At 64.0% G+C, this 23,187-nt stretch carries 22 protein-coding genes and 1 pseudogene; 11 read left to right on the forward strand and 12 right to left on the reverse strand.

From position 1 onward, the window contains the following. The first annotated feature begins 6 nt into the window (after positions 1–6). From AAW51_RS28600 to AAW51_RS26065, 4 genes are read left to right on the forward strand one after another with little or no spacing between them, the layout of a single operon-like run. Positions 7–2,709, forward strand: a complete 2,703-nt coding sequence (locus AAW51_RS28600) for a DUF2169 family type VI secretion system accessory protein (RefSeq protein ID WP_053013923.1) — start codon at positions 7–9, stop codon at positions 2,707–2,709. 11 nt (positions 2,710–2,720) lie between these two features. Next, positions 2,721–3,770, forward strand: coding sequence for a pentapeptide repeat-containing protein (locus tag AAW51_RS26055; RefSeq protein WP_047196947.1), 1,050 nt, complete (start codon positions 2,721–2,723; stop codon positions 3,768–3,770). A gap of 31 nt (positions 3,771–3,801) precedes the next feature. After that, on the forward strand, positions 3,802–4,521 hold the full coding sequence (locus AAW51_RS26060; RefSeq protein WP_047196948.1) for a DUF3540 domain-containing protein: 720 nt from the start codon (positions 3,802–3,804) through the stop codon (positions 4,519–4,521). 6 nt (positions 4,522–4,527) lie between these two features. Further along, positions 4,528–4,920, forward strand: coding sequence for a DUF4150 domain-containing protein (locus tag AAW51_RS26065; RefSeq protein WP_047196949.1), 393 nt, complete (start codon positions 4,528–4,530; stop codon positions 4,918–4,920). Between the two features lie 50 nt (positions 4,921–4,970). Here the strand turns inward: AAW51_RS26065 and AAW51_RS26070 are convergent, their stop codons facing one another. Continuing rightward, complete coding sequence (locus AAW51_RS26070) at positions 4,971–6,509, reverse strand: WD40/YVTN/BNR-like repeat-containing protein (RefSeq protein WP_157360048.1); 1,539 nt, start codon at positions 6,507–6,509, stop codon at positions 4,971–4,973. Between the two features lie 387 nt (positions 6,510–6,896). Between AAW51_RS26070 and AAW51_RS26075 the strand changes: the two genes are divergently transcribed. Next, positions 6,897–8,048: a lysozyme family protein gene (locus tag AAW51_RS26075; RefSeq protein WP_047196951.1), complete on the forward strand. Its 1,152-nt coding sequence runs from the start codon at positions 6,897–6,899 to the stop codon at positions 8,046–8,048. A 127-nt stretch (positions 8,049–8,175) separates the two neighbouring features. Here AAW51_RS26075 and AAW51_RS26080 read toward each other — a convergent pair whose 3' ends face one another. After that, positions 8,176–9,003, reverse strand: a complete 828-nt coding sequence (locus AAW51_RS26080) for a PEP-CTERM sorting domain-containing protein (RefSeq protein WP_047196952.1) — start codon at positions 9,001–9,003, stop codon at positions 8,176–8,178. A gap of 313 nt (positions 9,004–9,316) precedes the next feature. Here AAW51_RS26080 and AAW51_RS26085 point away from each other — a divergent pair, with 313 nt between their 5' ends. Further along, on the forward strand, positions 9,317–9,994 hold the full coding sequence (locus tag AAW51_RS26085; RefSeq protein ID WP_157360049.1) for a PEP-CTERM sorting domain-containing protein: 678 nt from the start codon (positions 9,317–9,319) through the stop codon (positions 9,992–9,994). Between the two features lie 65 nt (positions 9,995–10,059). Here the strand turns inward: AAW51_RS26085 and AAW51_RS30235 are convergent, their stop codons facing one another. Continuing rightward, positions 10,060–10,227, reverse strand: coding sequence for a hypothetical protein (locus tag AAW51_RS30235; protein ID WP_157360050.1), 168 nt, complete (start codon positions 10,225–10,227; stop codon positions 10,060–10,062). 1,688 nt (positions 10,228–11,915) lie between these two features. Here AAW51_RS30235 and AAW51_RS31420 point away from each other — a divergent pair. Further along, positions 11,916–12,020, forward strand: a pseudogene (locus AAW51_RS31420) (PEP-CTERM sorting domain-containing protein); the annotation flags it as partial. 249 nt (positions 12,021–12,269) lie between these two features. On the opposite strand, the gene AAW51_RS30240 reads toward AAW51_RS31420, so the two are convergent. The 3 genes from AAW51_RS30240 to AAW51_RS30250 form a co-directional block, all read right to left on the reverse strand. After that, complete coding sequence (locus AAW51_RS30240) at positions 12,270–12,653, reverse strand: hypothetical protein (RefSeq protein WP_157360051.1); 384 nt, start codon at positions 12,651–12,653, stop codon at positions 12,270–12,272. A 185-nt stretch (positions 12,654–12,838) separates the two neighbouring features. Further along, on the reverse strand, positions 12,839–13,240 hold the full coding sequence (locus tag AAW51_RS30245; protein ID WP_157360052.1) for a hypothetical protein: 402 nt from the start codon (positions 13,238–13,240) through the stop codon (positions 12,839–12,841). A gap of 25 nt (positions 13,241–13,265) precedes the next feature. Then, positions 13,266–13,697 (reverse strand): hypothetical protein, encoded by a 432-nt coding sequence (locus AAW51_RS30250; protein WP_157360053.1) that lies wholly within the window; start codon positions 13,695–13,697, stop codon positions 13,266–13,268. 733 nt (positions 13,698–14,430) lie between these two features. Between AAW51_RS30250 and AAW51_RS26100 the strand changes: the two genes are divergently transcribed. Then, positions 14,431–15,090, forward strand: coding sequence for a suppressor of fused domain protein (locus tag AAW51_RS26100; RefSeq protein ID WP_047196956.1), 660 nt, complete (start codon positions 14,431–14,433; stop codon positions 15,088–15,090). A gap of 147 nt (positions 15,091–15,237) precedes the next feature. Here the strand turns inward: AAW51_RS26100 and AAW51_RS26105 are convergent, their stop codons facing one another. Beyond that, positions 15,238–16,467, reverse strand: a complete 1,230-nt coding sequence (locus AAW51_RS26105) for a hypothetical protein (protein ID WP_157360055.1) — start codon at positions 16,465–16,467, stop codon at positions 15,238–15,240. Between the two features lie 525 nt (positions 16,468–16,992). Next, the gene (locus AAW51_RS26110) at positions 16,993–17,322 is read right to left on the reverse strand and encodes a lectin (RefSeq protein ID WP_169788085.1); all 330 of its coding nucleotides are present in this window, start codon (positions 17,320–17,322) and stop codon (positions 16,993–16,995) included. A gap of 172 nt (positions 17,323–17,494) precedes the next feature. Between AAW51_RS26110 and AAW51_RS30255 the strand changes: the two genes are divergently transcribed. Further along, positions 17,495–17,632, forward strand: coding sequence for a hypothetical protein (locus AAW51_RS30255; protein ID WP_157360056.1), 138 nt, complete (start codon positions 17,495–17,497; stop codon positions 17,630–17,632). A gap of 313 nt (positions 17,633–17,945) precedes the next feature. On the opposite strand, the gene AAW51_RS26115 is transcribed toward AAW51_RS30255, so the two are convergent. Continuing rightward, positions 17,946–18,305 carry a DUF1801 domain-containing protein gene (locus AAW51_RS26115; protein ID WP_047196958.1) on the reverse strand — a complete coding sequence of 120 codons (360 nt, stop codon included), beginning with the start codon at positions 18,303–18,305 and terminating at the stop codon, positions 17,946–17,948. A gap of 267 nt (positions 18,306–18,572) precedes the next feature. After that, complete coding sequence (locus tag AAW51_RS26120; protein ID WP_047196959.1) at positions 18,573–18,920, reverse strand: putative quinol monooxygenase; 348 nt, start codon at positions 18,918–18,920, stop codon at positions 18,573–18,575. 939 nt (positions 18,921–19,859) lie between these two features. On the opposite strand from AAW51_RS26120, the gene AAW51_RS30260 reads away from it, so the two are divergent. Beyond that, the gene (locus AAW51_RS30260; RefSeq protein ID WP_157360057.1) at positions 19,860–20,342 is read left to right on the forward strand and encodes a hypothetical protein; all 483 of its coding nucleotides are present in this window, start codon (positions 19,860–19,862) and stop codon (positions 20,340–20,342) included. 149 nt (positions 20,343–20,491) lie between these two features. Here the strand turns inward: AAW51_RS30260 and AAW51_RS28605 are convergent, their stop codons facing one another. Both AAW51_RS28605 and AAW51_RS26130 read right to left on the reverse strand, forming a co-directional pair. Further along, on the reverse strand, positions 20,492–21,475 hold the full coding sequence (locus tag AAW51_RS28605; protein WP_083438595.1) for an alpha/beta hydrolase: 984 nt from the start codon (positions 21,473–21,475) through the stop codon (positions 20,492–20,494). Positions 21,476–21,541: 66 nt separating this feature from the next. After that, the gene (locus AAW51_RS26130) at positions 21,542–21,787 is read right to left on the reverse strand and encodes a hypothetical protein (protein ID WP_157360058.1); all 246 of its coding nucleotides are present in this window, start codon (positions 21,785–21,787) and stop codon (positions 21,542–21,544) included. A 380-nt stretch (positions 21,788–22,167) separates the two neighbouring features. On the opposite strand from AAW51_RS26130, the gene AAW51_RS26135 reads away from it, so the two are divergent. Continuing rightward, entirely contained in the window at positions 22,168–23,079 is a 912-nt protein-coding gene (locus AAW51_RS26135) for a D-alanine--D-alanine ligase family protein (RefSeq protein ID WP_053013926.1), read from the forward strand. Positions 23,080–23,187: the final 108 nt, after the last annotated feature.

The following is a 23,187-nucleotide window of genomic DNA, read 5'->3' on the forward strand; positions in this document are numbered from 1 at the left end:
CGACGCATGAGGATCTTCAAGCCGCAGTCCCTGTCGGTACTGCACCGCTGCTTCGAGCGCCAGCGGCGGGCCTATCTGGGCGTTTCCGTGGTCGGCTTCATCCCGCTGGGCGGTGAACCTGCACTGCTGCCGGAGGTTGAGCTGTGGCAGCTGGTGCCCCCGTTGCTGGGCGACACACCGCTGGATGTCGCGGTGCCGAAGTTGGGCGCCGAATACCTGGTGACGGGCAGCGCCTTCGCGCCGGGCGGCAAGCCCGTGCAAGGTCTGAAGGTCAGCGTCAGACTGGGCGGGTTGAGCAAGGACTTGCACGTGTTCGGCGCCCGCTGCTGGGCGGGCGACACGTGGACCGCGCCGCAGCCCTTTGTCGAGATGCCGCTCGGCTGGGAACAAGCCTATGGCGGGCCGCAGTTCGATCCCAACCCTCAGGGCCGGGGACATGCGCCGCTGCAGAGGCCGGATGGGCCTCTGCACCTGCTCCCCCAGGTCGAGTACCCGGCGAGGCCGAGCGTGAAGCCGCATCGCGCCGTCGAGCCGGCAAGCTTTGCGCCGCTCGGCCCGATGTCTGCCCAGCGCAAGCGTTTCGACGGCAGCTACGATGAAGCCTGGCTGCAGCAGGACTTCCCCGGCACACCCGCCGACCTGGACTGGCGCTACTTTTGCCTCGCCAGCGAGGACCAATGGCAGCCGGACGAGTTCGTCGGTGATGAGCAACTGGAGCTGATCCACCTGCATCCCGGGCAGCCTCGCATCCTCGGCCGTCTCCCCGGCATTCGCCCGGTGGTGGTGGTGCGTGACAAGAACATGGCTGCGGACACTGGGCGTTTCCTCGAGACCCGCCTGACCACCGTCTGGTTCTTTCCCAACCAGCTGCGCGCGGCGCTGATCTGGCATGCCCTGATGCCAGTGACCGACGAGTTCGCCGATCAGGTCGAGCTGATGTGCGTGGGGGCTGAGTGGATCGGCCAGCCCCGGGCCCCTGAACATTACCTGCAGGCCATGGCCGACCGGCTGGACGAGCAACACGGCGGCCTTCGCGCGCTCGACGATGCAGACCTGCTGCCAGCCGGCCTGGCGGTGCCGAACGAGTCGCTGGCGCGCTTCCAGGCCTTGATGCAAGGGTCGGACATCGGATGGCAGCGCCATCAAGCCCGGATGAAGAGCGAGACCGCCCGCCTCGAATGCGAGCTACAGCGCGCGCTGGGCGACGAGGCGCTCGAAAGCGCCAGGCAGCAGCAAGCTCGGGCCCTCAAGCTCGTCGGAGCGCCCGATCTCTCGGCCGGCGTGCCGAGCGACATGCCGTCGCTGATCGCGCTGGCGCGGCAGATCTCCGCGCCGAACGGCACGGGCTTCGATCAACTGATGCAGCAGGCACACGAGACGGTGCTGAGTGAGGTGGAGGAAGCCCTGAGCAGCAACGGCGTCGACCCGTCTGTGCTGGCGCCGTTTCGCCAGCTCCCCGGCACCGCGTGTCCGCGTGATATCGCCGTGCCAAGCCTGACGGAGGCCTTGGACGATATGGAGCGCACGCTCCGCTGCTTGCCCACGCCACTTGAGCGCTGGCCCGACGGCAGCGCCATCATCACACCCGAGATGCGCAAGCAGGCTGCGCACAGCGACGAGGCGATGCAGCCCCTGCTGCGCGCAGCTGCACACGTGCTTGAGGCGCCTGCTCGCGTGGACGCCCAGACGGCCGAGCACTGGCGCCACAGCACGCGCCAATCGCACGCCGAGGGCAAGAGCTTTGCCGGCATCACACGACAAGGGGCGGACTTCCGGCAGATGGATTTGTCGGGCGCCGACTTCAGTACGGCTCGCTTGGAAGGTGCCGACTTCACGGGCGCCACGCTCACCGGAGCCTGCTTCGACCAGGCCTCCCTCGCACATGCTCGCTTCACCGAGGCGCAGTTGCAGGAGGCCAGTTTCGTCGAGGCCAATCTGGGCAAGAGTGATTTGAGCGGCGCAATGTGTTTGCGAAGCAGCTTCCGCGAGGCGAACCTGACAAACGCGGTGCTCGCGCAGGCCAACCTCAACGAATGCGAGTTCGACGGGGCGAGCTTGATCGAGACGGACCTGCGCGGCGCCCAGCTGGTGTCGGCCCGGCTGGAGAAACTGCTGCTGCTGCAGTGCCAGCTGGGCGGAGCGTCTTTCACCGGCGCACGGCTCGACAACGCCTCTTTTGTCAAGTGTGACGCGGCCGCGGCGCGGTTCGAGCAGGCTCAGCTCGCCTCGGCGGATTTCGTTGCATGCGACCTCGATGCCGGGGTGTTCGACGGCGCCGCAGCCGACAACGTGCGCTTTGTGCTGCGGTGCACGCTGCGCCACGCAAGCTTCAAAAGCGCGAGCCTGCGGCGCGCCAGCTTGCGAGGACTCGCCTTGGAGGGTGCCGACTTTCAGCACTGCTGCCTCGACGGTGCCGACTTGGGCGAGAGCCGCTGCGCGGGGGCCGACTTCACCGGGGCCAGCTTGCGTGAGGCCTTGCTGACGAAGGCCGGCCTGCAGGTCTGCCGCTTCATCGGCGCCAACCTGATGCACGCGATCCTGCAGCATGCCCAACTGCAGGGGGCGGACCTGAGCAAGAGCAATCTGTTCTCGGCCGACGTGGCCCGTATAGATGTCGACCGACATACCCGTTGGGACGGCGCCTACACCGCCAAGGCGCGCGCGCTGCCAGCGCACAAGGTGCTCCCGCCGGACACCCCCCACAGTTGAAAGACTGCCGCGTGGACATCGAGCAACTAAAGGCCAAGATTGCCGAGAGCGAGCCGATCGTCGACACCTCGTTGTGCGGGCTGTCACTCGCGGGCCTTGACCTGTCCGGAGCGGTCTTCATACGCAGTGATTTCTCCGGCTGCGACCTGTCGGCCGCGGTGCTGCGCGAGACTTCCTTTGTCGAATGCGACCTGGCTGGCGCCTCATTGCGGCAGGCCAATTTGCACTTGGCGACCGTGCACCGATGCAATGCCGTCGGCGCGGACCTGAGCGGGATGTACGCGCCGAGCACGTCCTTTACCGAGTCGGTGTTCGAGCGCTCCTGCTGGTCCGGCGCCGATCTGGAATTCGCCAACTTGGCGACCAGCGACTTCGCCGACGCCGATCTCTCGGCGGCCAAGTTGGAACAGGCTTCCTTCATCGAGTGCCGCTTCGTCAACACCGTGCTGCAGGACGCGAAGCTGAACGGGATCGTCTTCTATCAGGCAGACCTGCGCACGGCGCGTTTTGGCACGCCGGGCGGAGACAAGTGCGTGTTCGCAATGTGCAAACTGGCCGGACAGGCATGGGCCGACGCGCAGTGGAGCCGCTCGCAGTTCATGGAGGCGGACTTGTCGGGCGCCGATCTCAGCGGCGCGCGCCTGACGAATTGCAACTTCAAGGGAGCGTTGCTCGAACAGGCTAGTCTGCAGGCGGTCGACGCGCCACAGACTCTGTGGCTGGAAGCGCAACTCTCAGGTGCCGACTTCTCCGGCGCTCGCCTGCCGCAATCCGTCTGGAACGGCGCGCAGGCACAGCAGGCCCGCTTCTCGCGCGCCATGATGAGGGAATCGGTGCTGCAGCGTTGCCGCTTCGAGGCCTGCCACTTTGATGGTGCCAACCTCAGCTATGCAGACCTCGCACACGCCGTGCTGACCGGCAGCGAGTTTGACGGCGCTGACCTGTTCCGTGCCGGCTTGCGCGGGGTCCACGCCGAGCAGACGCGAGGGCTGGACCGAACCCACGCCGCGCCTGACGACCCCGAAACCGTGACCGCCGAATCATGGTGCACCGGAAAGTAGAGCGGAATGCCACCGCATAGGAGAAGCGCAGATGAATCAGCAAACGCATGTGCCGGTGGACAGGCCGGACGACGAGCAGGCCACAACCGGTACCGGCAGGCAGACAGGGGCCTCTTCCGAACTCACCCGAGGTGTGATCCAGCAAGTCGGCGAAGTGGAGCGCCCGCCGGAGCAGGCCGAACGCAGCATGACCGTCTCCACGCCGAGCGGCCTGTGTCGAGCGCGCCTGGCCACCTCCTGCCTGACGCTGCCGGCGGTCGGCGACGTGGTGCTGCTTGCGTCCCATGGAACGAACGTCTACGTGCTGGCGGTGCTGGCGCGGAGCTCCGCAGAGCCACTCGTTCTCAGCAGCGATCGTGATACCACATGGGCCGTGCAAGGCCACCTGGCAGTGCGGGCGACTGGCGGCGTTGACCTGGCCGGCGCCGAGCAGCTTCGCCTCAAAGCGGGCCATCTGCGGATGGAGGCCCAGCGGGTCGACATCGTGACCGACCGGCTGGGTGTTTTCAGCCGATTCGCCCAGTGGGTGGCCGAGCGGCTGGAGACAACTGCGACCTCGCTACGCCAAGTCAGCCAGACCCACACGATGCACACGAAGGGCTACCACCGACAGGTAGACGAACTGGAGTCGGTGCGCGCTGGCCATATCGACTTGCGAGCACGCGAGATGCTGCACATCCACGCCCAGCACTCAGTCATCAAGAGCCGCGAACTGGTCAAGATCGACGGCACGCAGATCCAGGTAGGCTGACAGGACATGTTCGCCAACACCCAAATGGGCGGCACCGACTTCGCCTTCCCCGATGTGTGCCTCACCCCGACACCGACGCCCACGCCGATTCCGTACCCCAACACCGCCGCCTCGCCGATGGCGGTGGGAGCCGCGTACAAGGTGCTTCTTGGGGGCGCTCCTGCACACCATCTCGGCACCAGCATCCCGATGACCAACGGCGACAACGCAGGCATCGGTCTGGGCGTGGCCTCGGGCATGGTGATGGGCCCCAGTCGCCACTTGACGGCAGCATTCACCGTACTGTTTGGCGGCATGCCGGCCACGAGGCTGACCAGCACCTCGCTTCAGAACAGCACCAACGCGCCTGGCATGCGCGTGGCGCCCAGTCAAGTCAAGGTGCTGTTGTTGGCACCCTGACGTGCCAGGTCAGTCGGGCGCCAGGCATGCGTGTTCGACTGCAGCTGCGCTCAACGTCCGGCTTGCGGCACCGGAAAGACCCGCTGCCAGGTGCCGCCCTGATCGATGGACGAGTAGACCACATGTCCGGCGAGCGCCACGAGCTCCTGCCCATCGACTTGCAGCAGCTGACCCACGGAAGGTGCCACGAGGGGACCACCTTGGCGCTGCCAAGTCTTCCCGCCGTCGCTTGTGACCTGCAGAAGGCTGTCGACGGTGCTGAAGCCCGGTGAGACTCCGAACGCGTAGCCCTTGTTTGCGTCGAGCCAGAAACCGCCGAGGTAACCCGGCTCGTTTGCCGTGATCCAGGTGCGCGCTCCGTCGAGCGACACGGATCGGTACCCGGACATGCCGTTCTGCCGCGTCAGCGCGACGCTGCCGTCGACACGGTACTGCCAGTCCACCACCCAAAAGCTTTCCTTGTACGTCGTCAGCTTCAACGTATTTTTATCGATGCGATGGTGCACCGACTGGCGCAGGATGCCGGTTTCGTTCCAGGCAACGATCAGGGCGTCGGGCAGGGTGAGCAACAAGTCGGGCGGCGTGCCGAATGCCGCCACTTGGGTGATTTCATCGGAGGCGTGATCGAGGCCACCACGCTTGAGCCAGACGCGCGTCGTCTTCGCATCGCCGGCCACGAACAGCGCCGAGCCGTCAGCGCGCGGTTCAATGTAGACAACACGCCCCTTTTCACTCCCGATCTTGTGCGCTTCCCACGTGCCGCCAGGGCGCTTGATCTGGTACCGGCCGTATTCCATTCCCGCCACCAGCGTGCCGTCCGCCAGGCGCGTCGCGAACACGACCCGGTTGAGCGTGTCGAGCGATTCGCGAACCCACGTCCGCGGGCCAGTGCGCATGAGAATCTGCCCGAGATGGGAGCCTCCGATAAAGGTACCCCCGCTGATGGCCGAGCCCCTGTGAGAGACCATGGACACCATCTCCCGGGCCCGCTTCAGAGACTCGGCGCTTTCCTCCGGCGGCGCGCCCCAGCCGCCACCCAGGGGCGGCAACGCCGCGGTGCCACCTTCATCCCGAAGGTCCTGGAGCGCCGCGCGCTGGCCCACAGGGCCGCTCAACAGCACGATATCGGCTGGCTGGTCCTTGTCGAGTTCCGGCGCGTAGACGATGGTGCCGAGGTTGGTGAGCCGGCCTGTTTCGACGTTGAAGCGCGGCAGGCGCTTCTGCATCGAGGCGTGGTCGCTCATCATCAGCGCGAGCAGCAGGCCAGGCCCTGCCCCGGTGCTACCGAGCGAAGAGACCTCGTACTCGCCCGCTTTGAGGCGCGCGAAATAGAGAGACTCGGTCGGAACGTAATTGGCGCCGAGCATCGAGTACGGCGGCGTGAGGTCCCTCAGTTCGTCGTTCTGGCCTCCGGTTGAACGAACGGCGATGTTCTGCCACTTCGGGTTCAGTAGGCTGACAGGCCGGGTGGACACGACCTTCAGAACCACGAACCCGTCGCTGCCTTCGGCTTTCAAGTCCAGCGCAAGGCCGTCAGGCCCGCGCTTGGCCGCAGGTGCCGCGCACCCCACTAGGACCACGGCGGTCAACACCAACAGTCCTGCACGTATCGTCGCCCACATTCTCATTTCTTCCTCGCTCTCCTGACATCGGCATCTACGGGATACCGTCCTCCTCCCACATCGGGAATCCGGGTGCGGATTCTGCCCGTTCCGGCGGGGCAACACGCCCGCGGGACGCCGTGCGCCATCCTTTAGAAATCGGTGTCTTAAGAAACCGGGCAGGTAACACCGTGATGCGGTTCCTGCGAAGCTGATACATGCATCTCGGCCCCGGTTTCCCGTAGTGGCAAAGACAGGCGGTCCGCAGTAGATTGGGCCAAGAATCGCCGATCGACCCATCGCTTGAGTGCGGCTCGACATCGTCCAACGGATGTCGTTCGTTCTCTTGTGCACCGTTCAATCAAGGAGCTGATCATGCAGTTGACTGCAGCCCACTCCGGCCACGTTGCGTGGCAACCCGTGCGACATGATCCGCCGCACCCGCTGCCATCGCCGGGCGCACAACCCACGCCGCCCGGGTCCGGCCCGGCCGCTCAGTCGGGCCAAACCGTGGCGCCTCAGTCGCCCGTCACGCCTTACCCCACACCCGGCAGCCAACCCGACCCGACGTCCGAGGCAGAGGCGCTGGCCCTGCGCACGCTGCGCGATGACTTCACGACCTTTGACACCGCGCGGCAGCAAGACCCGAGCAAGGCCGATGGAGTGGTCAGCCGCAACGATCTCAAGGCCGTGGTGCAGGGCCCGGGCTACAGCGCCGAACAGAAGCAGGCGGCGCAGTATCTGCTGGACCACCCTGACGCCTACTACCGCGCCGACGTGCCGCACGACCATGCCGCCCATGGAGCGAGCGACGGGGCCGATGGATACATCGCCCGCAACACCGTGGAGGACCTGGTGTTGGGCTGGGAGCTGGACGAGCGCAAGCGCGTTTTCAGCGACAACAGCTCACTCAAGACAGGCATCGAAAAAGACATGCCGGTGAATGGCCATGCGGCCGCGCTCGGGGTGGTCGATGCCAACCGCGCTGAAATCGAAGAGATGGCCAAACGCTACGGGATCGACCCGGCGCTGCTGGCCGGTGTGTTGGCGGCCGAGGTCGACTTTGACCACAATCCCTGGGACGTCGCGGTCAACACGATGGGCGAGCTGTTTGGCCCGGCTTATCGGCTCGACCCGGGCGGCCCGGGCGTCGCCGAGACGCACGCCGGCACAGTGGAGCGTTCGGCCCGCTATTTGGTCGAGCACCGCTTGCCCGGCGCCGACCGGGCCGGCAGCTTCAAGACCGACGCGGAGAACCTGGGCCGCCATTCGGTCGAAGCCGCCGCGATCGTGCTTGCGGAGTTGAGTCACCGCAAGCAGGCTGCGGGTGGTACGGTGCACACGCCGCGCGATATGGCCATCCTCTATGGCGCCTATCGCAACGGCTTCGAAAACGAGGCGACCCACCAGCCACGCTACGACTGGGTAGACAACCGGCTGCTGGAAGGGAACGGCATCGGCGGTGTTGGCAACGATGCCTATTTGTCGGAGCCCTACTTCGCCTATTACGACCGGCAATTTGGCTGAGCGACTCCGGCGGCCGCAACACGACGGACGCGAGGCCGGAGCTCCTTCAGCCCGATATGCAGGCTGGCATCGAATGCCTGACGGAACCTGCGCGGCAGAGATCGAGTGCGTGGGCTAGGCTGAACGGTCACGTCGCACGGCGCCTCTGCCCGAATAGGCTGCGCATCCCCAGCGCCAATGCTCCGAGCGAGAACAGGGCGTACGCCGAGGGCTCGGGGACAGGGCTGACGTAACCATAGATACCGTAGTTCCACGAGAAGTTGACGCGGACACCCTCCAGGCTGCGGTTGTCGAGCACGAGTGAGAGTTGCTTTGCGTCGCTGAACGAATCGCCCGCCTGGACTGCAGCGTTAAGGGTCGCTGTCTTATCCCAGGTTGTCCCGTCCAGGTCCTCCAAGCGCAGGTTGGCCCATGCGCTCGCATAAGGGCAGACGGACTCTGAAGCACAGGGATCTGCTGCCACTGCAACGTTCACGTCTGCCGTAAAGGTGACACGCATATTGGGTGGGATCCAGCCGTTGGCATAGTCGGGATTGACAGTGTTTGGGCCGATGGTCAAATCACCGGAGTAAATGTAGTTCGACTCGCTTGAAGTTCCTTGCATCAAGCCGCCGCCCGACCAAGGGTCCTTCGCGAAAGGCCCCGAGATGCGCGCTGAGTGGTTCCCGTATGCGCCCCCCCTGGGGAGCCAGTCGTCGCGGGTAGGATCCCATCCCTCGCCTTCCACCGGCCAGATCCAGCGTGAGCCGTCGTACTGCAACACGTAAACTTGCCCAGCGTAATTGGTGGATCCCAAAAAGACGTTGTCGGGACCGTAGAGGTCCGTGGGGTCGAGGTCGGTGATCATGATCTGCGGCTGCGACAGGTAGACGCGCGAGGTTGCGTCGTGCTGAGCAAAGGCCGCATCCGACAGCGACAGGCACAAGACCGCGAGCGAGGCACATAACGGGCGCATGGTGGCTCCGGAAGAAGTTGCTATAAGGCTCAAGGTAGTAGGAGCGTGGGGCACTGCGACGCCCTCTTGTAACTGGCCGCTGCGGCAACTCGGGCCAAAGCACGTTTTGAAAAGATCGGTTCTGTGGGGAGTCCTGCGTGCGGTGGCAGACCCGCGACGAGGCAGCCTGGCATCGGGCGCTCGCGATCAAGTTTTGATGTGATGGCACAGCGGTGCGGGTTTGAGGGATGGGGCTGCCGACCCCTTAGACGCGGGGGCCAGGCATGCGGGGGCGATCTAAAGTCAATATTCCAATGACTTGATCGGCCTCCCCATGCCATTCCCCTTGGCGCTGTGGCTCGCCCCGTTCCTTCTGTTGTGCAGCAGCATTGCCGAAGCCGGGCTGACGATCTACCGCAGCCCGACCGCCTACTTCGCCGAGGTAGGGGTGCCACGCGAAGTGCAGACTTTCGATGGCAGCCCACCCGGCGGGGCAGAGGTTGCAGGTCATTTTGGTTCCTTGCACTTCGACTCCTGCGGCAAGCCCGGCCCCGACATTTGCAACGGTGAGGTGCTGTGGACGCAAGATGCGATCACCCATGCCCCCTCTTACTCGGGCACGATGTTCAATATTTTCGGGGGGCACATCGACACGTCGAATACCGACAGCCCCTATGACTCCGCAATTGCCTTCGAGTTGTTCGGCGATACCAGTCAAACAAAGCTCTATTTGTCGATGGGCGGTCTGGCGGGCGACCCGGCGTACATCCAAAGCTTCGCACTCAACGGCGCCACCGGCTTCTTCGGTGTGGTGTCCGACCTTGGCTTCGAAACCTTCCAGCTCGTCACATCGGACGATCTGGAGGGACGCCACCGCGTCTACCTCGACACAATGTGGCTGGCACCGGTCCCCGAGCCCAGCACGGCGGCCTTGATAGGCGCCGGTTGGGTCTTGGCGGTCGGCGCTGCGGCGCGCCGCTCACGGCGTCATCGCGTTGGGGATCACGGCTAGGGCGCGGCGGCCTAGAGCGGCGCGGGTCAGATCCGCAAGGGGCAGCGTGCCTGGACCAGCAACTGCTACAGCTTGGCGTCCTCCGCCTCCAACTCGCGCAACCGCTGCGCCTCAGGCGCGTCCATGCCGCCGCACTGCATGCACCCCATGTAGATCGTCGTGCCGCTGAAACGTAAGCGGCGGCACGATGTGGCGCCAGCGAAACGCCGTTTCAATTTTAACCGTTCACTCATCGAACAGCCCCCTCCAATCTGGGTTCCGGCGCAACGCCGGGCAGAAGGTGCCGAACTCGGGCACCGCCTAACCCATCAAGGAGTGATACGTGTACACATCTCATATTCGCCGTGCGTCCCGCAAGCGCGCCGCTCAAGCCAGGTTCGCCGCCCCGACGCCTCGCCGTCTCGGGGCCATCACCGTTGCAGTGCACCTGCTCGCAGCCTCCGGGGCGCAGGCCGCGGACACCTCCTGGACCGGCTCCGCCGGCCAGCCGTACTGGGATTTGTCTTCCAACTGGTCCGCCGGTGCGCCGGCTGCCGACGACACACGCGCGCTGCTGGGCGCCGCCGACACGGAGCTGCGCAGCGGTGCGTTCCGCGCGGCCGAAGTGCGGGGTACCGGCCGGCTCACGGTGAGCGGGGGTTCCTTGAGCGGCGGCAACATCGAAGTCCAGTCGCTGCACCTGCGAGGCGGTGAGCTGAACGTCCGCCAGATCACCGTGAATGGCACCACCCGTTTGAGCGGCGCCGTCGGGTTCGACTACACGAAACTCGACCTGCGCGGCGACACCTATCTCGAGGGCGGCTTCGACTCGGGCGCGCTCGGCGGTATGGCGGTGGGGGCCAACGCGACGGTTCATGACCACACGACCCGCGCCCGTAGCGTGACGTCGTGGGGAGACACCACGAACCACGGGCGTTGGGTGAAGACCGGGGCCGGCTCGAGCGGCATCGAGACCTACAGCCTCGCCGGCTTCTACAACCGCGGGACCATCGAAGTTCGGGAAGGCAGCCTCAACTTCTACAGCGACGCCAATGCCACCTGGGGCAACGAAGGGCTGTTCAAGGTGAGCCAAGGCGCGTCGGCCTCCGTCGGCACGAGCCGCTTGGCCGCCACCTACAACTCGGGCCGCATCGAGGTCGACGGCCGCTTGTCCTTCAACCTCTTCGAAAAGGGCCTCTACAGCACCGGTCAGGTTCACGTCGGCAAGACGGGCCAGCTGGACATCAGCGGGGCCATCTACATCGAGGAACAGCCGGGCGCCACCTTGCGTGGTGGGCTGCACAACGACGGCAAGGTGACGTTGACCAGCGAGATTGACGACAACTGGCCCGGCGACGAACCGGTCGGCACCTACACCATCGGCGGGCCGGGCCTGACAGGCAGCGGTGACCTCACCATCGTCAACACCAAGCTCGTCGTCGCCAAGCTGCACAACCAGGGCCAACTCGACGCCGTCGGCCTCGCCGAGGTGCAGGTGGCTGGCGATGCATTGAACACGGGCAAGGTTTCCATCGACGATGCCGCCGAGCTGCACGCCGCGACCTACACGCAGCAGGGCGCGGACGCCGAGACGCGACTCGACGGCCGGCTCACGGCGGACAAGATCGTCGTGGAGGAAGGTCGATTCGCCGTCGGCCCGGCGTGGAACCCCCTCAAGGACGCCGCGCTCATCGGCGACGTGTCGCTGGGCGACGACGCCCTGCTGACGCTCGAGGTGTCCGAGTGGGGCGGGTTGTATGTCGACGGCAGCCTGAGCCTGGATGGCGACGTCTATGTGAGCTTCCTCTCCGCGCTCGGGGAGGGAACCCACCGTGTCCTGGAGGCCACGGGCGGGTTGACGGGCAGGTTCGACCACTTCGCCAGCAGCTTGGACGGCAGCAGCTTCCGCTACACCGTCACCTATGGCGACAGCTATGTGGACGTGACGGTCGCCGCAGTGCCCGAGCCGGAGACCTACGCCTTGATGGCGCTGGGCCTCGCGGGCGTCGGGTTCTACTCGCGCCGTCGCAAGGCTGGCAAGGCCTGACGCGATCGGCGACGACGACGACGCTGGCGGGCGGCACTCGCTCAAGACCTGCGTCTAGAGCGCATGACGGTGACGCCGTCGGTGCGTCGGTTTGGACTGCACGGGTGTCCACCTAGAGATTCTTGGTGGACACCCTCGTGCAGCGCCATCGGAGCAGGCAAAGAATTCGATCGCATTCAAAACTGCAAGCCGAATCATTCTTCGTAGTAGTGTCGATGCGCCTGCAGGATGGGGACGAGCTCGCAAAAGCTACTGCGGCCAGAGGTCTTTCTGAGGGGTGCCGCGGTCGTAGACGATGTCGTTAGCGATGACATGAAGGGTACCGTCCTCTTGTATCTCGTAGCGTACCCCTGACCGATTTCGGAAGGCGCGCTCCGACAGACGAGAGAGCGGTATGCCGATCGAGCCATCAATATCAGCTGGATGACGGCAGCGGGCCACGATGAAAAAGCGATCAACGATTTGCTCGATGCTTCTTGTGCATGTTCCGTCTTGTAGTTTCCAGGTACCGATCACTTGGCGCCCGGCAGCAGCCGGCAGCTTTTCGGGCTGATTCGACTGTGCATGCACCGCAGAGCACATGTTGGCGAGTACGAACGCTAGGAGGCTAGCGATGGCATGTCTGGGTTTCATGAGTGCGCCGAACGAATGAAAGCGCGGTCCCCGTCCCGGACCCACCTCACAGCGGCCAACGGCATCGAAGTGCCACGAGCAGAAGTGTCTGGCGGAACGTCGATGTTCATCAGTGAGTTGGCTTACCAGGGGAGCCGATGTGATTCGACATGAGGGGCAGTGCTTGCGTGTCGGCAGTTGCGCCCTCAATGGCGGGCGAAGGCACGGGCCTGCTGAGCATCGAGCAGAGCGCGCGATAGGAAGCCAACGCGAAGTTTTTTGCACCCAGCACGACGTACACCCAAGCTTTTTGCCAGCGCCTCTGCACCACGAACACGTGAAGATGGAGGTTTGGCCGCTTCCGAATTGAAGACCCGCTGTGGAAACGCCTGGGCATCCCCAACCGCGTCAAATGCCAGTCGTTGCGCCTGCGCCAGAAAGAACGCAAAGAGTTCCTGGGTAGCGGCAGGATCCGCGCCGCAGTCGTGCTCATGGCACAGCACAAAACAATGCTGCAGGAAAGGCAGCCGGTACTTCACAAGGACGCAGGACCGTTCGGCGTACTCAGGCGGCACGAGAACCTGGCGGTCAAGCATAAAACTCTTCATGCTGTGTCTGCCCCTATATCAAATGCTAGTGGACCGCATCATCTTCTTGGGGTTCATTCGGCCACTGGTGAAACACGTAGCAATCGCCATGTCGAGCAGCCTCGTCGTACCACTCGAGCCACTCTGCATCACTGGAGTCACTCCTCGATGTCGGCAGCGCCGGATCTTCTACTGAGACGACCTCCCAATGAATCTCAGCAAGATGCCGAAGCGCGAGTTCCTCTGCTTGACCCGCGGAGACCGCGAGCACGAAGCAGTTGGCAAATGCGCCACCGATCTCTGCATAGCTCTCGTGCTCGGGGAGAGGACGGACTTCGTACTGGATGAAGAACATTCGCGACATGGGATAAGCAGTTCCCGTTGGGAAGACAAGAGAGGCTGTAGCGGCATGCGTGGTTCGGCCCATTGTTGAGCGCGCTGAATGCTTGCAGATAAGCCGTACAGAATCGGTGCTCATGCGGTTCGGTGACCCAGCAGTACCTACACAGGTTCCGCTACAAGCCGACTGAAATCCGTCTTTGCTTAAGGGGCCCGGCTACGAGAATGCCCGTCCAAACGAGCAATCCCAGTATTGCTGAGACTGCCGAAAAGTAGAGGTACAGATGTGTACTATTCCACAGCTGGGACGGCTCACTCAGTTTTGCGGTTGTCGGATCCTCCGGGCGGAACAAGACCCAAACCCGCTCCCCGGGGCGATACTTGCGCAAGGAGGTCTGAACCGGAGGCGGCAGCGTATGGACCCGCCCGTTCTTGTCCGCGAAAATGACCTTGGCCGTCATCTGCTTTTTGCCCACCTCGACAACCTCCCCACGCGTAACCGAGGCGCGCCGGATAAAGTCCGATTCGACGTGCCAGCGCCACGCAGCTAGGAGCGCCAAGCAGAGAGCCAGAACCAACAGACTCTTGCCGATTCGGCGTTGGGTGGTCGAGGCGAACGCGTGAGTGATCATGAACAAGGCCAGGCGCGCAGGAACCGGGCTTCGCATAGCGACGATACCGGACGATAGCAGTCGCATCGAGGCGAGCCAAGGCACTAGAGCACAGGCGCATCCCTACCGCGACGCGCAGCACGTCCTCGTACCATGGCCATGCCTCCCTCCATCACGACAACAGATGCTCGGCCATTCTCCACCCCGGTTCACCGGCGTGACGAAAACTAGAATCTCGACTCACTCCATCGAGGAGAGAGCATGACCCTGGAAGAATATAAAGCCCGCTACGGTGGGCAGAACCACGTCGCCCCCGGCTGGGACGCCATTGACGCAAGCCTTCGGGCTCTCTACGGCGACCAAAAGCCACAGCACTGCGGAACGATCATCAAGCATTTCTTGGGTGGGCGGGATCCCATCGACGGTATCAGTACCTACCAAAGCGACGCGGGTGGCGCGGCGCACCTTCACTTCTGCACTTACGGCTTCTCGGCGCTTTACTACGACGAGGAGGCCGTCGGGCAAGACTTCAGCCGCTTCGGGTTCGAACTAACGTTCCGCCTGAAACCCAGCCAGGAGGATCACGAGCCGCCCATCTGGGTCTGCAACCTCATACAGAACATTGCTCGCTACGTTTTCGAGTCCGGCAAGTGGTTCGAGGAGGGTCACTGGATTCCCGCCAACGGTCCCATTAGAGCCGATGCTCAGACCGATATCGTCGGGCTGATGTTCGTCCACGATCCGCAGCTGCCCGCGATGGAGACCCCGCACGGACGGGTCGAGTTTCTTCAGATGGTGGGGCTGACCTCTTCCGAGGTGGCTGATCTGATGGCCAAGCGCAGAACGACCACCGAGATCGCTGCGACGCTTTCCAAGGCAGATCCATATCTGGTGACCGACCTCGCGCGTAGCGGTGCATGATCTGCCCGGCGCCTCGGAGGCGACGCCTGCGCCAGCGTGTTGGGGCAGGCCGGCCTGAACATCGATTGAAAGCCAACAGGGCGGCGTGCAATGCACAGCCGCCCTCCGGAACAGCAGCCGAGGCTCAGGCCCCGGCGTTGGTGGCGATCACAGCTCGAACACGATGAACTGGAGGATGCGTTCTTGCGGCAGCATGCCTGCCTCGCCTGCATCCGGCTCGGTGTGGTAGGAGGTGTAGGTCACGCGGCCTTTGCCCACCGGGAAGGTGACCGTCAACGGACGCACCACCGGCTGGCTCTGGCCGCCGAAGGTGACTGCACCCGACGCCCAGGTGCGGACCTGCGACTGCTGCTCCTGGTGCGCGCCGGTGATGACAGCCCAGCCCGACAGGAAGCCTTCGATGTGCACCTTGCCGCCAGCCGTCAGGCAGGAGCCGGCCGGGCTGCCGCACGTGACGTTCCCCAACCATGCGGCAAGGGCGGGATCGACACTCGCCTCGACGCTGATGCCGCTCTCGCCCAGCTCGGCCGCGTCCAGGTTCTCGGGCGCAGTGCTGGCGATCTCGTCCGAGCCCTCGAAATTGACGAAGGCCGGGAACGACTGCTCGACGAAGTCATAGGCCAGGTCACTGGCGTAGAGGCGGCCGCCCGCTTCCACATATGCCTTTAGCGTGGCGAGCTTCGTCGCATCGCCCAGCACGGACTCTTCCAGCCCGCAGTTGAAGAAGACGACGCCGTACTTGTAGATGTCGGCCTTGCCGTCCTTGTCGCCGTCCTCGAACAGCGCGTCCATCGGCTTGTAGGTGTCGGGCAACGTGGAGTCGCCGTCGTACAGCGCAAACTTCTCGGTGCTCAGTTTGAGCCGGCCGCCTTCAAGTTCGCCGTAGCCCAGCTTCGCCAGCACATCTTGGATGCGGTCGTAAGAGCCGGTCACGACTGCCAGCCGAGCGCCCGTTTCAGCGGCCTTCAGCACCACTGCCCCCAGCTCGATGGTGCCGCTGGCGGTGAGCGCGACCTCCGTCTCCTGGCGGAAAGCACCCTTGACGACGACCAGCGTCGGAGCGGCCGGCACAGCGGCCTTCAGCGAGAAGTTGCCGTTGGCGTCGGTGCAGGTGGCGACCCAGGCAGCGTTGGGCGGTGCGCCGCACGCCAGCTCGGCCGCAGCGGCGGCAGGCTCGCGACCAGCGCCCGCAGCTTGCGCCGCCGCCGCGCTGTCCTCGACATAAACGAGTGCGTTTGCGATCGGCGTCTGGCTGTCCGGGGCCACCAGGCGGCCCGAGATGGTCGCCGTAGACGCGGGTGTCTCCGGCGCCGGGTTGTCGTCGCCGTCACCACCACCGCCGCCGCACGCGGCCAGCAGCGGAAGCGCAAGTGCCACGGCCCAAGCCGTGCGTCGAGTGAAATTCATTGCGACCCTTTCGTCCACACTTTGTGTTCTGCCTGGTGCCCCGCCCTCGCCGGCCACCTTGTCCTGTTGCCCGGGTTCGTCCCCGGCTGCCGCAGTGTTAGGCATGCTGTCGCCGATGCAAATCCCCCAAAGAAGTGACATCGCGACACCTTGCCGCGCCGGCTCCCCCCTAGTTCGTTGGGTTGATGCGACCGCCACATGCCCCTATTGATCGAGCGCACACAGGTTGCGGTGCGTGATGGAGGCATGCGCGTGCCCCGCGTGACGGTGCACGTTGCCAACAGCCCCTCCGGTCACAGTCGTGAGTGACGATCGGGGTGCTGCGGTGGACCGGAAGGAAGTGCCCCTGCACCTCCGCTGGCACGAAGCGCATGGTTGCGATCTGCAGGGGCTACAGCGAAGGGCGGTGAGCACCGCCGGTACTGGCTTGACCTTCGGCCGTGCCGGGGAGCAACAACGCCTATCGTCTGCGCCCCGTGCAGGAGGCCTATGCCTTCACGGGCAGTATCTGTGGGTGGCCCAGATCGGGGCCCCAGTGGAGCTGTAGATGACGAGGTTGCAGTCGTTCTGCACCGCCAGCCAGGCGCCCGGGTTCCCCCAGGTGCCAGAGGACCAGATCGGCGCACCGCCGCTGTCGTACAAGACCAGGTTGCCATCACCCTGCATGATCAAATTCGAGGTGGACCGGCCCCACGTGCCGGTGTCCCACAGCGCCCCGGTGCTCACATACTCGACGACGTTGCCGTCGGTTTGATGGATCAGGAAGGCCGCGCCGTTGCAGGACGGGATGTAGTAGTCGGGGGGCAGGTATTCGTTGGGGTACATCGCACCGCACTGGCGAGCGATGGTGGGTGGGGCCTTTTGAGCCGTGGCATCCTTTCCTTTGTGTTGCGGCGGGACGTTGGGCGCGGCGCCCAGTCCGACGCTGGCGGCCACGACGGCAGCCGCCGTGATCAGTTGAAGAAGATGGCGAAGGGACAGACATCTGCGAGCATGCATGGTCTTTTTCCTCTCGGTAGGGTCGACGTGGACGGGTGCCACTTGCGGCCGCGTGAACACACCGCGGGGACGCTACTGGGGCTACAGGGCTGACGACGACATCCCGGCCGATCCGCAGATGAACTTCGACGTGTGATCTATGGGACGGCCGCTGACGTCAGGACGATCGGTTGTGGTGCGCCTTTCGAGGCCACTTGTTCAAGCACCCTCGTACTAGGTTAGCCAACAGATGCTGCGTTGGCGCCTCGCATCTTTCGCGGCCCGTATCTATGCGAGGGGCAGCAAGATCGTCGGGAGTGGCGTGCAGCGCGGTGGGAGGCGCCTCAGCAGAACACTTGCGTTGCTCGGGTTCTATTGCGCCTGGTTCAATCGCTGCCTGGTCGTCGTGACAGCATCCGCGCAAGGCGCCTTCCCTAGACGCTCACGGTAGCTCGTTAACGGGGGAACCGTCAGGCGCAATTCCTTGCCGCCTGCAGCGCCAGCGGTAGGTAGAACGCCAACTTCTTTGCCGAGATATCGCTGAGACTGCGCAGCTTGAGGTGACGGCGGCCTTTGCCGGTTCCCTCCAGCAAGCCGTAGCGGTCGTCGAGCTTCGCACCTTGGCTGAACTCGACCGACACATGCTCTTTGTAGGCGAAGACCCCTCCGAACTGAACGCCGGACGTGAACAGAATTCCGCCGTACTTGACCTCTTCTTCCAGCGGGGCGATCGTCTCCATCGTCACGGCTCGTACGGCTTCGATGATGCGGAACTGCATCTCGCCCAGTTGGCGAATGTCATACAGAAGGTCGTGAACTGACTTGCCCATGGAGGTCCTTTGACTCAGGTGCTATGACAGGGAAGCGCGCCGCAAATGGAGTGTAAGCGTCGCGGTCCAACGCACTGACACCAGACCGCCTGCAGTTCCTCGCTGTCACCGTCGATGGGTAGGGCAGCGACGTTCCAAGGCGGCGGCAGTCGGGCACATCGATCAACGCGCGGACCCTATTGAGTCGCAGTGGCCGTGCGGTGATCCCCACAGTGATCTACATGGGTCGCAGAATGATGGGCCTCGCTGCTCCGGCTTCGCCTTACCTTACTTTGCGTTCGGCAGCTTGGCGGCCAAGACGTCGATCTTCTCGATGCTCGGAGGACGCTGCAGCATGTCAGGCGCCTTTGCCATCAAGGCGGCCGCAACCTTGCCGCTCAGATGAGCGTCTCGTCCGGCCTCGCTGGGGAAGGTGTCGAAGATCGCGAATCGGGACTTGCTCAGCCTGACCGCGAACCAGCTGCTCGTGGCAGGTTCATCGAGAACCACGGCCTTGCCCCCGATCAGGAACTTGGCGACTTCATCTTCCCTCCCGTTCTTGGCATCCATGACGACCCAGAGTGCCGTCTTGGCCTGGCTGTCCGCCGAATCTGCGGCATGGGCTTGCAAGCTCATCAAACTCACCGCGCTGGCTGCGGCAAGAGAGGTAGCAATGGCGGCGGCCTTTACTTTCAAAGAGTTCATCGATAGCTCCGTGTGCACTGCACGTTGTTGAGGAAGCTCGAACTCTAGATGCGGTGGCTACAAACGAAGAGTGGCGGGAACGCCTTCTTTGATATCGTTTCCGCCACGCATGTTCAGATCTTTGTGGCCGATGGCGTGTCTCGCCGCCGCTGCTCAGCTGGGCCAGTCAGATTCGAATGGTGCTATGACCAGATCATCAGGGCGCTGGCTGAGGCAAAGCGAAAAGGCGTCGGGAGCCCGAAGGAAGGGAGATGTGTTCATCTGGCGGATCCGCTTACTTCGCGCGTGAATCATTTCGATTGGCGAGACGACAACAAGCACCCCGAAGAGGGAAACGGGGAGGTACTGCCGGCCACATCGGCATTCACACACGCTGGTCGCTTCCTTGTTGCAGCTCTTTGGGGAGTCCGCCCCCTTGTAAACAAGGTGGCTCGCTTTTTCAAGGTTACGCACTTCTGTGCGCAAACTTTTCGAGGCGAGGGCCGATCGCGAGTGAAACGTGCGCGCTTGTTCCACACTTCTCCTGCACCGTCATGCGAAGGTGGAACTCGCGCTCCTCGCTCCGTTGAACTCGCCCGGGATTATGAGGGTTACGTCGGCGGCAAAGCTTTCTGCAGCGGCGAGAGCTTTACGTCGTCGCGATACGACCACTTCCCGGCCCCGTTTGAAGGGCCCCGGGATTGTCCATTCGAAGGGTGCAGGCAAGACTTCAATCCCCGCAAGTGAGATCAGACTGCTCAAGTCCGAAGCGAGTGAACAGGAGACAGAGAACCGATCTTCCAACAGGTGAAACAACGGAGGCGTTTTCCTCTCCGGAGCGAGTCTGCGACGGGAGTGCGCCTCCTTTGTTTAGATCTCACGGGAGTACGTATGAATATCAAGTGCACATCAAAGCTGCTCGCCTTGGCAGCATTAACTGTTGGCCAATTGTCGAGCGCGCATGCAGATCAGTATTTGGTGGACCTGAGCGCGCTTATTCAAGGAAGTTGCTCGTCATTTGGCGGAGATTGGCAGGATTTTGCTTATGACGGAAAGTCAAAAATAGTTTTTTGCAAGAAACTGAGCACCACCAAGCCGTCGTATGGGGTCGTGGATATTGCAGGCATCTGGCCGGGCAACATCAGCTGTACATCGTCGTTCGGATCGAGTTGGAAAGAGTTTGCATTCGATGGAAAGGCAAACCTACGCTACTGCGCCAAACTAGGCGATGTTGATGTCAGCGAAAATTACGTCGAAGACGTAAACGCTGCGGTTGGCGGCAGTGACGTATGCAATCGTTTCGCCGGACGTGGATGGGATCCAGTAATCTACAACGGTCATTCAAATATCACGTTCTGTGCGAAATTCAGGTAGGGAGAGCTGCTCGCAAAGAAGGGCCGCAATCCCACGACACCGTAGGGCATCTCAAGTGCGACGCCTGTACATCACGCTCGCTTGGGCGTCGCCGTCAGCCTTCCTCGATATCTGGCGGGTGGGCGTCGGCCGCCGCCCATCCCGTCGCCTCAAGAACAGTTGGGCGTCAACCGGTCCGCCAGCCCGGCCAGCAGGATCCCGCCGATATAAGGATTGCTGGCCATGTAGTACTCCAGGTTGTGCCCGTACTGGGTAAGCTCGTCCGACACCGTGCGGGTGTAGTGGGCGAGCCGGCCCTGCCCGCACAACACCGCCGCGAAGGCGTCCGCCTGGTTGGGGAGCACGACGGGGTCGAGGTCCCCGTGCATCAGGTAGACCTTGGGGTCGCTCGGGTCGACATGGCGGATAGGGCCCGCGGTGTAGAGCGTCGTGTCGCTGCAGGGGCGCCATGACTCGATATTGGTCGGCCAGCAGCCGAACACTTCGGCGACCAACGGGGTGCCCCAGCCATCGCTGAAGGTGCCGATGTCATAGACCCCTGCATTCGGGAAGACAAGATGCACGCGGGCGTCATGCTGCGGCGGTGCGTGTTCAGGCTCGTAGGCTGGTTCACCGTACGTCAGGCCGGCCAGCGCCGCCAGATGACCGCCCGCCGAGCCGCCGGCCAGCACCACACGGTCGACGTCCAGCCGGTACACCGCCGCCTGCGACTTGAGCCAACGGATTGCGTGCTTGACCTCGCGCACCTGCCGCACCACGTTCTCGGCGCTGCCGCCGAGGGTCGGCGGCACGGGCTGGGCCGGCGTGTACTCGACGGATGCCACCGCGAACCCCTGCTGCACCAGGTTGATGAGCCAAGCCCCAAAGCAGGTCAGCCGCCAGTTGTCGCCTCCCCAGCCGCCGCCGTGCAGGTACACGAGCACCGGGGCGGGGGCGCTCGCCGCACCCGCTGGAAGGTAGAGGTCGAGGTGGTGCACACCGTCGTACACCGGTTGCGCTCGAACGTGACCCGCAACGCTCTGTTCAAAGCCCTGTTGCTCGCATTCTTCCTGCGTGAGGCCCAGGGCCGGTAGCGCCCAGGCGACAAGGGTGGCGAACAGGGCAGTGGCTCCGCACCGAGACAAATGGTTCATCTGGGCTCCTTTCGAGAGGGACGGTTCCCGTGCTGCTCGATGCCTTAGACCGTGGAGGGGCGACACTCAGGCGATCGACGACGAAGGGCACGCCTTGATCCCAAAGACAACCCAGTGAGCGGGACCCTGGTTGCACGGCGAGATGTCGGCCTGGAGGCCGAACGGGAAATATCGGGCCAGCACGGCCATCAGCAGCGGCACCATCAGCCACTGACGCCCCGGGCGGTAGCCTGAAGACATCGAACGGAACATGAACGCGTGATGAATCTGTTCACGCGTTTCCTCCAGTTCAATGAGCCCAAAACGACCCATCGAGCACCGCGCTGCAACGGGCAGGGGATTGCAGCGCAGAACAACTGAACAGTTCCTGTGCGACCTGTATTGACTCTAGTGACCGCACTTCCTTTCGCAAGAACAAATGTGGGTCGACCACTGTTTTCCATGGCGACACGTTCCCGACGGACCCGGGGTCACCACGGGCACAGGGCCGAGACGGTCGCTTGCATGGCGCCGAACAAGGCGGTCAACGCTGCTACGATTGTTTTCGACAGCGGCCTGCGAGCCGTTTCCACTGCGCGCCCATAGATCCGGGCGCCGTTTTTCGGGGTCATCACAACATGGAACCTTCACGTCCGGCACCGTCCGCACTTCGGATCGCCGTCATCTGCGGTGGCGCCTCGGCAGAAGCGGGCGTGTCCCGCAAGTCGGCTCACGAAGTGGCGCAAGCGCTGCGCGCCAGCTTTGCTGAGGTACACGAGTTCGAGCTGGATGGACAGCAGCTATACCAGCGGCTTGCGCAGTTCCGTCCGGACGTGGTGTTCCCGGTCCTCCATGGACCCCCTGGCGAAGACGGAACACTTCAAGGCTTCCTCGAGGTGCTGGGCCTGCCGTATGTGGGCTCCAGCGTGTGCGCGTCGGCCTGCGCCATGAACAAGTACGTGGCCAAGCAGTTGTACCGCGCGGTCGGTCTCCCCGTCGCGCGAGACATGCTGCTCCCGCGGCACGACACGGACGTGCGCCAGGCGGCGCAACACCTGTTCGAGCAGTTTCCCTCGGGCGCGGTGGTCAAGCCGGTGGATCAGGGGTCGGCGATCGGCGTCGCGTTCGCCACTCAGCCGGCCGAAATCGAGGAGGCGCTGCGCAACTGCTATGGCGTCTCCTCGGCGGCGCTGGTGGAGGAGCGGATCAACGGGCGCGAAATCACCGCCGGCGTGCTCGAGCTCGACGCGATGGTCCCCTTGCCGGTGATCGAGATCCGCCCGATCGGCGGCTGGTATGACTTCGAGCATCGCTACGCGGTGGGCGGAAGCGAGCACGTGATTCCGGCGCCGATCGACGCCCAGGCCTATGCCGCGGTGCAGGACATCGCCGTGCGCGCGCATGCGGCGCTCGGCTGCCGCGACCTGTCGCGTTCAGATTTCTTGGTTGGCGAGGACGGTACCGTGACGCTACTGGAAACCAACACCCTGCCCGGCATGACCGCCACCAGCCTTTATCCCGACGCAGCGCGTGCGGCGGGCATCTCGTTTGAACAGCTGGTGCGGGACCTGGCCCTGAAGGCGTATGGGCGCTGGACCAGCGTCAGCGGTTCTTCACTTCCTTGACCCGCCCGGTAGGTAAGGGGCAGGCTGCCCCTGCTTGCCGACGTCGGCACCTATACGCCCGCGGTATCGCTATGGAAGGGTACGCTACCGAAATGAAGTGCTCACCTT

Origin of the sequence: Caldimonas brevitalea (assembly GCF_001017435.1) — a bacterium.
In the GTDB taxonomy this organism is placed as follows: domain Bacteria; phylum Pseudomonadota; class Gammaproteobacteria; order Burkholderiales; family Burkholderiaceae_C; genus Caldimonas; species Caldimonas brevitalea.

Excerpts from the sequence above, each read along its gene's own strand:
- AAW51_RS30260 (WP_157360057.1), top strand. The coding sequence starts at position 19,860 with ATGAATATCAAGTGCACATCAAAGCTGCTCGCCTTGGCAGCATTAACT.
- AAW51_RS30240 (WP_157360051.1), bottom strand. The coding sequence starts at position 12,653 with ATGAAACCCAGACATGCCATCGCTAGCCTCCTAGCGTTCGTACTCGCC.
- AAW51_RS26085 (WP_157360049.1), top strand. The coding sequence starts at position 9,317 with ATGCCATTCCCCTTGGCGCTGTGGCTCGCCCCGTTCCTTCTGTTGTGC.
- AAW51_RS30245 (WP_157360052.1), bottom strand. The coding sequence starts at position 13,240 with ATGAAGAGTTTTATGCTTGACCGCCAGGTTCTCGTGCCGCCTGAGTAC.
- AAW51_RS28600 (WP_053013923.1), top strand. The coding sequence starts at position 7 with ATGAGGATCTTCAAGCCGCAGTCCCTGTCGGTACTGCACCGCTGCTTC.
- AAW51_RS28605 (WP_083438595.1), bottom strand. The coding sequence starts at position 21,475 with ATGAACCATTTGTCTCGGTGCGGAGCCACTGCCCTGTTCGCCACCCTT.
- AAW51_RS26115 (WP_047196958.1), bottom strand. The coding sequence starts at position 18,305 with ATGGGCAAGTCAGTTCACGACCTTCTGTATGACATTCGCCAACTGGGC.
- AAW51_RS26075 (WP_047196951.1), top strand. The coding sequence starts at position 6,897 with ATGCAGTTGACTGCAGCCCACTCCGGCCACGTTGCGTGGCAACCCGTG.
- AAW51_RS26110 (WP_169788085.1), bottom strand. The coding sequence starts at position 17,322 with ATGTACCCCAACGAATACCTGCCCCCCGACTACTACATCCCGTCCTGC.
- AAW51_RS26065 (WP_047196949.1), top strand. The coding sequence starts at position 4,528 with ATGTTCGCCAACACCCAAATGGGCGGCACCGACTTCGCCTTCCCCGAT.
- AAW51_RS30250 (WP_157360053.1), bottom strand. The coding sequence starts at position 13,697 with ATGAGCACCGATTCTGTACGGCTTATCTGCAAGCATTCAGCGCGCTCA.
- AAW51_RS26080 (WP_047196952.1), bottom strand. The coding sequence starts at position 9,003 with ATGCGCCCGTTATGTGCCTCGCTCGCGGTCTTGTGCCTGTCGCTGTCG.
- AAW51_RS26100 (WP_047196956.1), top strand. The coding sequence starts at position 14,431 with ATGACCCTGGAAGAATATAAAGCCCGCTACGGTGGGCAGAACCACGTC.
- AAW51_RS30235 (WP_157360050.1), bottom strand. The coding sequence starts at position 10,227 with ATGAGTGAACGGTTAAAATTGAAACGGCGTTTCGCTGGCGCCACATCG.
- AAW51_RS26130 (WP_157360058.1), bottom strand. The coding sequence starts at position 21,787 with ATGGGTCGTTTTGGGCTCATTGAACTGGAGGAAACGCGTGAACAGATT.
- AAW51_RS26120 (WP_047196959.1), bottom strand. The coding sequence starts at position 18,920 with ATGAGCTTGCAAGCCCATGCCGCAGATTCGGCGGACAGCCAGGCCAAG.
- AAW51_RS30255 (WP_157360056.1), top strand. The coding sequence starts at position 17,495 with ATGGTCTTTTTCCTCTCGGTAGGGTCGACGTGGACGGGTGCCACTTGC.
- AAW51_RS26060 (WP_047196948.1), top strand. The coding sequence starts at position 3,802 with ATGAATCAGCAAACGCATGTGCCGGTGGACAGGCCGGACGACGAGCAG.